Source organism: Limosilactobacillus pontis DSM 8475 (genome assembly GCF_001435345.1).
Lineage (GTDB): Bacteria > Bacillota > Bacilli > Lactobacillales > Lactobacillaceae > Limosilactobacillus > Limosilactobacillus pontis.
This window is the reverse complement of sequence record NZ_AZGO01000053.1, coordinates 50,212-61,345: the sequence shown is the minus strand read 5'-3', so window position 1 is coordinate 61,345 and position 11,134 is coordinate 50,212. Positions and strand designations below refer to the sequence as shown.

The following is an 11,134-nucleotide window of genomic DNA, read 5'->3' as shown; positions in this document are numbered from 1 at the left end:
AATGCAGTTACGGGAAACCCAATAGGCTAGCCGTACAGGGCGCCGAGAAGCTTATTTCCCAGCCAGTGTTTGGTATGTGGCAACCTTGAACTGCCGGCGGTGGGCATGATACATTTTAATAAACCAATCATTGGGAGGATAAAGGTGACTGAGCACAAGAAAAAACGGCGGCTTGCCCGCCTATTGGCTAATCGACGGCAACGTTGGATGGCAATGGGGAGCCTAGTTCTTGCGGTAGTGATCGTTGTTGGGGTTGTTCACGCCATGACTGGCAAGAAGAATGTCCTGCCGAAGTATCACACCATGCGGGTTACCCGCCAGGCTGACTTTGCCCTGACCGGAAAGGTGGAACCGACCCAGACCCAGGTACTGTCCCTGCCGGCAGGTAAGCTCCAGAACCTGAACGTCAAGAACGGTGATCACGTAGCGCAAGGGGAGACGATCCTGACAACTCACGACCAGGACAGCCAGGACAGCGCCGTCGAACTCCAGGGCGACCTGACCAAGAGTCAGCAGCAGGTCCGGTCCCAACAACAAACCATCAATAATCTGCAACAGCAGCTGAATGGGGCGGACCCTGAGGTGGCTGATGACCTGCAAAGTCAGCTCACCGAGGCCAAGAGTGCCTATGCCGATGCCCAGGCGAGTGTGAGTGCCGCCCAAAACAAGCTGAATACCACCAATGGCCGGATCAACCAGAATCTGACCGCTCCTTACGCTGGCTACGTCACGATCGATCAGTCCAAGCAAGGCGCGCCAGTCGTGACCCTCTACTCCGATAGTCTTCAGTTTACCGGACAAGTGTCCGAGTACGACTACGCCAAGCTCCACAACGGCACTGACCTTCACGTGAAGGCCCTGGCTACGAATCGTACCGAGACGACTCCGGTGACCTACCTGGCTAAGGTACCGACCAGAAACAGCGGTAATAACACGAAATATGAGGTGAACGCCAACCTGAACGCGGGCAAGTTCATGGCGGGACAGACGGCCAGGGCCTTTATTGCCCAGGATGGGATCCGGATTCCCAAGTCGGCGGTCCGTCACGGTCACGTCTTTGTTGTTGAGAATGGTCGGGCCCGGGCGGTTAACGTCAGCGGGCACGCGATCAACAGCTACTACGTGGTCACGGACGGGGTCGATACGGGTGACCGAATTGTCACCAACCCCGGTCACCAGTTGAAGAACAACGCAAAGGTTGATCAAGATGATTAAGCTGACCAACATCAATAAGTACTACCGCCAGGGTGACCACCGTTTTCACGTCCTCCACGACATCAACTTATCGGTTGACCAGGGTGAACTTGTGGCGATCATCGGTGAGTCGGGCTCCGGGAAGTCGACGCTGATCAATATCATCGGCTTCCTCGATGACGACTTCTCCGGTACCTATTTTTACGAGGACCATCCGATTCACGACTACACCCGCAAACAGTTTTCTCACCTGCAGAACCAGAACGTTGGCTTTGTCTTCCAGAACTTCAAGCTGATCCGGGAAGCGACAGTAGCGGAGAACGTCGCCCTGCCCCTCCTCTATACTGGTAAACGGCGTCGGGAGATTGGTGACCGGGTGACGGCGGTGCTCGACCAGGTTGGTCTGCATGGTTACGAGGACCAGCTGCCTCAGAACATGTCTGGGGGCCAACAACAGCGGGTCTCAATCGCCCGGGCGATTGTCGGCCATCCTCACTTCTTGATCGCGGATGAGCCGACCGGGGCGCTAGACACGGAGACCAGTCAGGAGATCATGAACCTCTTCAAGCGGCTCAACCGTGACGAGGGGACCACGATTATCATGGTTACCCACGACCCTCACGTCGCTGCTCAGTGCGAGCGGGTGGTCAAGATTATCGACGGCCGGGTGGTCAGCGACAGTCTGGAGGTGCATCATGCGGATAAGTGAACTCTTGCGAACGGCGCTGCGTTCACTGCGGGCCAACAAGAAGCGCAGTTTTCTGACAATTATCGGGATCATGATCGGAATTGCGGCAGTGATCACGATCCTGGGTATCGGGGACGGGATCACCCAGACGATGTATGACAAGTTTGGTAACAATGCCAAGCAAGGTCAGCAGACGACCGAGATTTACTACATGCCAGATAACGAAAACTCGACGGTCAGTGGCTTCAACCAGCAGGACATGGCCAACATCGATAACCAGTTTGGTGGTGAGATCAGGCGGGTCCGGATTGAACACGAGACCGCCAACATCAACACCAGAGCTGACCTCGGTGACGTTAGTAAGAACGTCACCGTCAGCCTCCTCAGGGCCGCGCCGACCGATGTCAAGCTGGTGGCGGGGCACCGCCTGACTGCTAACGAGATGGCGACGGGCCAGGCCGTGGCAATGATGAAGTCCTCACTGGCTCGCCACCAGTACGGCACAGCCCAGAATGCCCTCGGAACCACCGTGACCGTGGGGGCGACGACCTACCAAATCGTCGGTGTGTACCAGGACCAGGCCGAATACTCGATGGACGGTGGTCAGAACAAGTTTGGCGCTAGCTTCCTCCTCCCTAAGGACCTCTACTACCAGGGTGACACCGCTAGTTCGGGGAACACAATCAAGCTGACCTTTGACCAGGGCAGCAACGCCGGTCAGATCTCCAAGCAGGTTGCCAAGTACCTGAAGAAGAATGGGTCGGCGGCCAACCAGGGGAGTTACCAGTACGAGGACATGGAGAAGGAACTTAAGCAGTTCTCCTCCCAGATGAGTATCATCACCAAGTTCATCAGCTTCATCGCTGCCATTTCCCTTTTCATCGCGGGAATCGGGGTGATGAACATGATGTATATTTCGGTGTCGGAACGGACCCAGGAGATCGGGATCCGGCTGGCGGTCGGCGCTACCCCGTTTAACATCATGATGCAATTTCTGGTCGAGGCGGTGGCCCTAACGGTGACTGGGGGACTGCTCGGCTTCCTCGGTGGGGCTGGGCTGGCGCACCTAATCGCGCCGTTGCTGTCCAGCTCAATTGGTGGCGGGATTCATATCCATGCCCACATCACCATGACTGCCTTCCTGATGGCGTTTGGCACCTCCGCGGCGGTCGGCCTGATCTTCGGAATCCTGCCAGCCCGCCAGGCGGCCAACAAGAACCTAATCGATATCCTGCGCTAGAGGTCAATCGGGTGAGCCGGGTAGCCCGCCTGCTTCAGGAAATCAAGTAGGTCGGCGGTGGCGAGAACGGTCGTCTTGGTGTTGTCGTTGGGGTGGCAACCAATTGTTGGTGCCTGGGCCACGTCCCGATCGACGAATAGCTCCACGTCATGATCACGGTTGTTCAAGAGGCCAAACGTGGAGACACTACCGGGGGTGAGGTTGAGCTTAGCCATCAGCTCATCTGGTGAGGCAAAGGTGATCCGTGACGTATTAGCTTGCTGGCGGAAGCGGCGGGTGTCCAGACGCTTGGTCTCCGCAATCAGCAGTAGGTAGTAATGGTTATGTTTACTGGTGGTCAAAAAGAGGTTCTTGGTGCGCACAAAGCTCTCACCCTGAACGTAACGGTCGGCTTCCGCGGCGGTGAAGACGGCCGGGTGGTCGATGGTTCGAAAGGGAAGCTTGGCCGCTTGCAACTGCGCGGCGATCCGTTGGGCATTAATCATGATGGTGCCTCCTTAAAAAATATTACGAACATTATAGCATTTTTCACGATCCAAGTAGATTGTCGGTGGACGGCTGATATATAATAGAAAGCAGTTTGATTGAGGAGGGGCATCATGAATATTGTTTGGACGTGGGATGTTATTCGTCGCATCATCGAAGTCCTGTGGTTAATTAACATTGGTTTTGCAGTCTGGACCGTCTTCCGGACCCGGCGTGATATTGCCTCGACCTGGGCCTGGCTCCTGGTTCTGTCGGTCTTTCCGGTCGTTGGCTTCATCGTCTACCTGTTCGTGGGGCGGAAGCTGTCGAATGACGATATCTTCAGCATCCGGACGGAGCAGGAGGCCTTTGGCAAGCAGCTGGTTGAACAGCAGCAGACAATGGTGCGGGGTCACCAATTGCTGATTCCTCAGGGCAAGCTGGCCCGGGCCCGACAGTTGGTCAGCCTCTCTTTGAGTCTTGACCGGGCGGTGGTCACCTTTAACAACAAGGTGCGGGTCTTCACGGACGGCCACCAGCTCTTCGATGCGATGATTGACGATATCAATCATGCTCAGGACCAGGTCTACGTGGAGTTTTACACCTTCTACGCCGATGGCCTAGGGAAACGCGTCTTAAAGGCCCTGGAGGCAGCGGCAAAGCGGGGGGTCACCGTCAAGGTCCTCTATGACATGAGTGGGTCCCACGGTACCACCTACCGTTTCTTCACCCACTTGGAGGAATTGGGTGGTGAGGCTCAGGCCTTCAACTCCAAGGCTAACAAGCGGATCACGACGCCGCGCTTGAATTACCACCTTCACCGCAAGATTGTGGTGATTGACCGGAAGATTGGCTACACGGGTGGCTTTAACATCGGGGACCAGTACCTGGGGATTGCCCCGAAATTCGGTTATTGGCGCGATACCCACCTGCGGATCATCGGCCAGGCGGCCATGATGCTGATGGTTCGTTTCGCCATGGACTGGAACACGACCTGCCGGAAGACCGATAAGCCGCGGATCGACCTGACAGCCGCCTTCAAGGACTTTAAGGTTGAGAAGCCGACTAACGAGGACGACGATGTGGCCATGCAGATCGTCTCCTCGGGGCCCGATAACGACAACTTTGCCATCCGGCGGGGGTATGAGTCGATCATCAGCTCGGCTCGTAAATACGTCTACATCCAGACGCCATATTTGATTCCCGGGGAGCCGATCCTCGAATCCCTAGTGATCGCCGTCCGGAGCGGGATCGACGTAAGAATCATGATCCCGTGCATGCCAGATCACCCCTTCGTCTACCGTGCTACCGAGTACTACGCCAAGTATCTGGTCAACAACGGGGTGAAGGTTTACAAGTACAACAATGGTTTCATCCACGCTAAGACGATGGTCAGCGGTAGCAACCTGGCCTCGGTTGGTTCGGCTAATCAGGATTACCGGAGCTACCGACTCAACTTCGAGGCCAACGCCTTTGCCTACAATGAGGAGCTGACGGCCCAGCTGAAGAAGATCTTCGAGCAGGACATGGAGAAGAGTACTCTGTTGACGCCGGAGTACTTCGACCAGCAGTCCAACTGGCGGAAGTTCAAGCAGTACTTCTCCCGGCTGCTGTCACCAATTCTATAAAACCAATCAAGACCCATCCGGGAATATCACGGATGGGTCTTGATTGCGTAAACGAAAGAACTAGGCATCAGTGTGGGGCCGGTATTCCTCGATGCAGTAGTTCTTTTGCTGGCAGAAGGGGCAGGTAAGCTGGCGGGTGTTGGGGGTGTGCTTCGACCAGAACCATTCTCCAACTGCCGGGATAAAGGACTTTTGGCAGTGAGGGCAGACGTACTGGGCGTGCTGGTAGTAGCTGACCACGACCTCCCCAATCAGGATGAGCGACGCCAGAATGCCGGCAACGAGCCAGCCAATACTGGCCCCATTCCAGACGACGTAGGCCAGGCTTCCCCAGATGAGCAAGTCGACGAGCAGACCGACGAGTGCGGTCCTTACCCGGAGACGGGTGAGACGGTGCGCGTGACTTCTCTTGACGTGAGCGGCAATATTTCCCGGGAAATTACCTGTGTGGACAAGCTGATTGTGGAGGTATTCGAGCCCAGCTAGCCGGTCCTGGGCGGCCTGCAGCTCCTGCTGGGTGCGTTGCTCCTGGAGGACAATTGCGGTTCTGAGTGCCTGATCATCCTGCTGGTCGAGTAGCTCTCGGATATCCTTAATCGTGAAACCGAGCTGACGGTAGGCCAGGATCCGTTGCAGTCGTCGCAGGTCGTCCTCTTGATAGCGGCGCTGGTTGCTGGCGGTTCGGCGGGCGTGCAGGAGTCCCTGCTGATCATAGTACTGGACCGTCCGAACTGAGACCCGACAGTGCTTGGCGAGTTGCCCACTCGTGTACATGATGGTCGCCTCCTTTCACTGTTGAGGATACGTCATGACGTTGGGTATAACCGTCAAGCCATTTCGGGTAAAATCTTTTCTAAAAGCAGGTCCAAGGGCTTGCAACCCCTTTCATAATCAGGCAAGATGGTTATAGAAAGGGAATTAGGAAAGGATGAGTAGAATGGCAAAGAAGATTATCTTAGACTGTGACCCGGGGCACGATGACGCCCTGGCAATGACGATGGCGGTAGCCTCACCAAAGATCGACCTGTTTAGCGGTCACCACCTCGGCGGGGAACCAGACTCCGGACAAGACGCTGAACAATGCGATGCGGATGTTGACCCTCCTCCACCGTGAGGATATCCCGGTGGCCCAGGGGAACCGGACGCCCCTGGAGACGGCTCCGGAGGTCCATGGTAAGACTGGCCTCGATGGTGCGGACCTGCCGGACCCCGACTTTGCTGTTCAGGACATACCGGCAATTGAATTGATCGCCAAGACGCTGCGGGCTAGTACCGGCCCGGTGACCCTGGTGGTGACGGGGCCGATGACCAATGCCGCCCTCTTTCTCCGTGTCTACCCTGACCTGGCCCGGGAGAAAATCGACCAGATTGTCTTCATGGGCGGGGCGATGGGCCTGGGTAACTGGCGGCCGTCCGTTGAGTTCAACATCTTCGTGGATCCGGAAGCCGCCAAGATTGTGCTGAACTTCGGAATTCCGCTGGTGATGGCACCACTGAACGTCACTCACCAGGCCCAGATCATGAAGGACGAGATCGCGGCCATCAAGGAAATTGACAACCCGGTAGGTCAGGCTTTCTATGGGCTACTGAGTTTCTTCGAGCAGTACCACGAGAACCCCAAGTGGGGCTTCAAGGGGGCGCCGCTACACGACCCGTGCACAATTGCCTGGCTGATTGATCGGACGATGTTTGAGACCGACCAGATGAACGTCGACGTCGAGACCCAGGGGGACCTGACTCGGGGCGAGACGGTCTGTGACTACTACCAGCTGACCGGGAAGCCGGTGAACACCGAGGTCATGCTGGGCATCGACCGGTCGCGATTCATCAAGCTGGTGATGGACTCCCTGAAGAGCTTTGACTAGCTAATAAGAAAAGGAGCAGCGCTGTGTGACGTTGCTCCTTTTGTGTTCTAATAGTTGTTTTAGTAGTTAAACAGGTCGGTGGACAGGTAGCGATCGCCGCCGTCTGGAGAGACGGTGATGACCTTCTTACCCTTGCCCAGCTTCTTGGCCAGCTCGATGGCGCCCTTGATGTTGGCACCCGCGGAGATCCCGACCAGGATCCCTTCCCGGTGGGCAACTTCCTTGGCCATGGCGATGGCGTCGTCACTGCTGATCTCAAGGATGCCGTCGTAAACATCCTTATCGAGAACGGCGGGAACGAAGCCGGCGCTGATCCCTTGAATCTTGTGCTTGCCACCGTGACCTTCCTTGAGAACTGGTGATTCGGCTGGCTCCAGGGCGTAAACCTTGGTGGTCGGGTTGGCCTTCTTGAGGGCGTGACCGATCCCAGTCAGGGTACCACCAGTACCGACCCCGGCGACGAAGGCATCCGGCAGGTTGTCCTTACCGAAGGCGTTGATGATCTCGGCACCAGTTGTCTGTTCGTGGATGGCTGGGTTGGCAGGGTTATCAAACTGCATTGGCATGAAGTAACCCTTCTCTTTGACAAGCTCTTCGGCCTTGGCGATGGCTCCCTTCATTCCATCGGCCCCCGGGGTAAGGATGAGCTTGGCACCATAACCTTGCATCAGCTTCCGCCGTTCCACACTCATCGTTTCGGGCATGGTGATGACCAGCTGGTAGCCCTTAGCCGCCGCAACCATGGCCAGGCCAACCCCGGTATTCCCGGAGGTTGGCTCCACGATGGTCCCACCGGCGGTCAGTTTGCCGTCGTGCTCGGCTTTCTCAATCATGGCCAGGGCGATCCGGTCCTTGATTGATCCGGCCGGGTTGAAGAATTCCAGCTTAACATAGACATCTGCGGCGTCTTCGGGAACGACGCGGTTTAGCTTGACGATCGGGGTGTTACCGATCAGGTCGGTGATTGAGTTAACAATGTTAGTCATAGTGATTACTCCTTTACTAATTTCTTGTTCTGCATGTCATGGGCAACCGTCTGAAGCCAGTTGGCAAAGTAGGCGTGTTGGGCCGGTTGCCACTTGAATTCTGGCCCGCGCATGTGGACCGGGTCACGGAAGTAGTTCTGCGGCTTGGCGTACTCCCGGTCAGAATAGGCGTTCTTCTCGCGCCGGTATTCCTTCAGCAAGGCCTCTTGTCCGTATTCCAAATGGGCGAACAGGAAGGACTGCGGGTGCTGACGGGCCCGGAAGGAGAAGATGTTATCGTCGATTGTGGTGGCCTCCAGAATCAGGTCGGGATGGTTGAGAATCTGCTGGTGGTCCAGCTCCGCGTAACGGGCGTGCGGGGCCAGGAAACCATCCGGCAGACCGGCCAGCAGGGGAGCGTGGTTGACGATGTGGTTGGGGAAGACCCCAAACAGCTTTTCCTTCAGGCAGTGTTTCTCGATACCGTATAGGTAGTTGGCGGCGGCCATTGCTCCCCAGCAGATGTAGAGCTGGGGGATGTCTAGTTGTACCAGGCGGTCGATCAGTCGGTGGATCTCATCGATGTAGGTGACCGCACCAAAGTCCAATTGCTCAATCGGGGCGCCGGTAATGATGAAGGCGTCGAATTCACCGAGCCGGTCGAACTCCAGTGGTTGTGATATCTGTTGCACCAGGTTTGGCACCGCCCGGCCGCGGTAGTGGGTCCGCGGGTAGAAGAAGGTCAGCGCCAGCTGGTAGTCGGTGTGGGTGAGGACCCCTGTGAACCGTTGCTGGGTGTCGACCTTATCGTGCATCAGGTTGAGGACCCCAACCCGAATCTGGGGAGTGGCCATTAGTTATCACCTCAATTCGTTGTTATTTGTTGAGCACTAAAAAAAGCTGCTGCTAATCAGAAAATGGGCAGGCCAAAGGACCCCGACATGGCCGGGGATGGCAGGAAATGATTAGCAACAGCAGCTAGTGGACCACAGACGCGTTGAAATTGACATTGTTGACATTGGGACCACTCCTTTTACTTTACGCTTATTTATTGTTAGCGATATTCTAACCTGCCTACTAGCGGAAGTCAATTGATATCCATCCGCCCAGCGCAAAAACGCCCGCTGACCGGTAGCCGTGGTCAGTGGGCGTGTAGGCATCAGTGAATGTTATCGACGATCTGGTGGTAGACCCGGGTTGTCAGACCGTAGATCAATAGGTAGATAACCATGAGGGCGGCAGTAATCGCCACGGCGACCGTGATCATCAGCTGAAGATTGTAGAAACTCAGCTGGGTCATGATCTGCTTGATGGCTGGGATTGCGAAAAGAAGGTTGATGACGGCGCCGGCGATCGGTAGCATGAAGACCATCAGGACCTGGCTGTGGATACTCTTGGTCGTCTCTCGTTTGCTGAGGCCGGCCTGCTGCATCGTCTTAAACCGGTACTGGTCCGCATACCCCTCGGAGATCTGCTTGAAGTAGATGACGATCGTGGTCGTGATCCCCAGAGCCAGGCTGATCATGATCCCGGCGAAGACCATCCCCCCGTACAGGCTGTTGAATAGGTAGTGAATGTTGTAACGGCCAGTCAACTGCATGTTAGCGAGCTGGAGGTGGGCCTGGAGGTCATTTTCAAAACGAATGTGCTGACGATCCGACCCCTTCAGACGGTAGTTGAAGCCGGTGACGTTCATCTTCGGCAGCCCGGCCGGCAGGTGGTTGACGATCACGAAGGCCGGGGCGTAGATCGAATGCTCAGGGTTGAAGGCGAAGCTGAGCTGGGACAGGTTCTTGGCCTGGTAGCGATGCCCGGCGATGGTGACCTGGCCGGTATGCTGTTTGGCCGGTGAGTAGATCAGGGCCTGGTTGTCCCGGAGGTGGGCTGGCTTGCCGGTTATCTTCCGGTAGTCATGACTGCTGACGAAGATGACCGAGTTAGTGGTTTTGTTGGTCATGTGCTCCAGGGAACCTTGATTGATGAAGTGCTGGCCGCGCCAGTAGCCGTTCTGGGTCGTGGTGGCCTGGTAGCTGGTTTGGCTTGTGATCTTGGCGTGGTGGTTCTTGGCGACGGACTCGATCACACCCTGTTGCCGGCGGGTGACCGGTTGATTGGTAATCATAACTACGTCTTTGGGGGCGTAGAGCTTGACCGTGTCTCCGATCCCGGCATAGAGGGTGATCGAGCTGAAGAGGGCGACCAGGACGGCTGAGCAGAGCAGGCAGATGGTGGCCAGGCTGGCCCCGTTTTGTTCCATCCGCTGGAGCATCCCTGAGATAGCGATGAAGTGCCGTGGTCGGTAGTAGAACTTCTTTTGCCGTTGCAGGAACTGGAGGATGATGACGCTCCCGGCGATGAAGAGTAGGTAGGTCCCGGCAACGACGAGCAGGACGGCGGTCATGAAGTTGCTGAAGGCCGAGATCTGCGGCTTGGTGGTCAGGGTGATGTAGTAGGCTCCGGCTAACAGAACGATGCCAAGCAGCCCCAGCAGTTTGAACAGCCAACCGTGGCGCTTCGGGGCCGGGGCGGTGGCGTGCCAGAGCTGGTTTGGGTTGAGCCGGTGCAATTTGACCAGGTCGACCACCATTAGGATGACGAAGAAGCCGCCCATGTAGAGGATCGTCTTCCCCAGAACGGCCGGCTCGATCCAGGGCTGCTTGAGGTTATGCACCTTGAGGAGGCGGCCCAGTCCAAGGAAGGCGAGCCGCTCGAAGATGACACCGGTGACCAGCCCACAGACGATGCTACCGATGAAGAGGTAGACTTTCTCAATGACCGTCAGGATGTCCAGGTTGCGGCTGGTCATCCCTAACATGCTGTAGAGACCGAGTTCACTGCTGCGCTGCTGCCAGAGGAAGCGGTTGACGTAGAGGAGGAAGGCAAAGGTGACCATGAGGATGAAGTTGGCACTGATGTTGATCATCGCTGTGGTGGCCGAACTGCTGGCCAGGCGGTGGGGACTGTGGTTGACACCGATTGCGGCGAAGATATAGTTGATTGCCACTAGCATGCTAGTCGCCAGGAGGTAGGGCCCGTAGGCCTTGCCGTTACGGCGGAAACTGGAGTTGATGAGTTTGAAGAACAGCATT

The 11,134-nt window shown here is 56.5% G+C and carries 9 protein-coding genes and 1 pseudogene; 5 read left to right on the top strand and 5 right to left on the bottom strand.

Annotated features, from left to right (window positions below; all coding sequences use genetic code 11):
• Positions 1–144: 144 nt before the first annotated feature.
• From FD34_RS04895 to FD34_RS04885, 3 genes are read left to right on the top strand one after another with little or no spacing between them, the layout of a single operon-like run.
• Positions 145–1,215, top strand: coding sequence for an efflux RND transporter periplasmic adaptor subunit (locus FD34_RS04895; RefSeq protein ID WP_235805990.1), 1,071 nt, complete (start codon positions 145–147; stop codon positions 1,213–1,215).
• Positions 1,208–1,903, top strand: a complete 696-nt coding sequence (locus FD34_RS04890; protein ID WP_057807335.1) for an ABC transporter ATP-binding protein — start codon at positions 1,208–1,210, stop codon at positions 1,901–1,903. The genes FD34_RS04895 and FD34_RS04890 overlap by 8 nt, the downstream gene beginning before the upstream one ends.
• On the top strand, positions 1,890–3,122 hold the full coding sequence (locus FD34_RS04885; protein ID WP_057807322.1) for an ABC transporter permease: 1,233 nt from the start codon (positions 1,890–1,892) through the stop codon (positions 3,120–3,122). Before FD34_RS04890 ends, FD34_RS04885 begins: the two co-directional genes overlap by 14 nt.
• On the opposite strand, the gene FD34_RS04880 is transcribed toward FD34_RS04885, so the two are convergent.
• Positions 3,119–3,607, bottom strand: a complete 489-nt coding sequence (locus FD34_RS04880; RefSeq protein WP_057807320.1) for a prolyl-tRNA synthetase associated domain-containing protein — start codon at positions 3,605–3,607, stop codon at positions 3,119–3,121. The genes FD34_RS04885 and FD34_RS04880 overlap by 4 nt on opposite strands.
• A 114-nt stretch (positions 3,608–3,721) precedes the next feature.
• Between FD34_RS04880 and cls the strand changes: the two genes are divergently transcribed.
• Complete coding sequence (cls, locus tag FD34_RS04875) at positions 3,722–5,215, top strand: cardiolipin synthase (RefSeq protein ID WP_057807318.1); 1,494 nt, start codon at positions 3,722–3,724, stop codon at positions 5,213–5,215.
• Positions 5,216–5,275: 60 nt separating this feature from the next.
• On the opposite strand, the gene FD34_RS04870 is transcribed toward cls, so the two are convergent.
• Positions 5,276–5,989 (bottom strand): MerR family transcriptional regulator, encoded by a 714-nt coding sequence (locus FD34_RS04870; RefSeq protein ID WP_057807316.1) that lies wholly within the window; start codon positions 5,987–5,989, stop codon positions 5,276–5,278.
• 163 nt (positions 5,990–6,152) lie between these two features.
• On the opposite strand from FD34_RS04870, the pseudogene rihA reads away from it, so the two are divergent.
• Positions 6,153–7,080 (top strand): annotated as a pseudogene (rihA, locus tag FD34_RS04865) (pyrimidine-specific ribonucleoside hydrolase RihA).
• Between the two features lie 59 nt (positions 7,081–7,139).
• Here the strand turns inward: rihA and cysK are convergent.
• The 3 genes from cysK to FD34_RS04850 all read right to left on the bottom strand — a co-directional run bounded on the left by cysK (position 7,140) and on the right by FD34_RS04850 (position 11,133).
• Positions 7,140–8,066: a cysteine synthase A gene (gene cysK, locus FD34_RS04860; protein WP_057807314.1), complete on the bottom strand. Its 927-nt coding sequence runs from the start codon at positions 8,064–8,066 to the stop codon at positions 7,140–7,142.
• Positions 8,067–8,071: 5 nt separating this feature from the next.
• Positions 8,072–8,899, bottom strand: coding sequence for a homoserine O-acetyltransferase/O-succinyltransferase family protein (locus tag FD34_RS04855; protein WP_057807312.1), 828 nt, complete (start codon positions 8,897–8,899; stop codon positions 8,072–8,074).
• 305 nt (positions 8,900–9,204) lie between these two features.
• Positions 9,205–11,133 carry an FtsX-like permease family protein gene (locus tag FD34_RS04850; RefSeq protein WP_057807310.1) on the bottom strand — a complete coding sequence of 643 codons (1,929 nt, stop codon included), beginning with the start codon at positions 11,131–11,133 and terminating at the stop codon, positions 9,205–9,207.
• Position 11,134 lies beyond the last annotated feature (1 nt).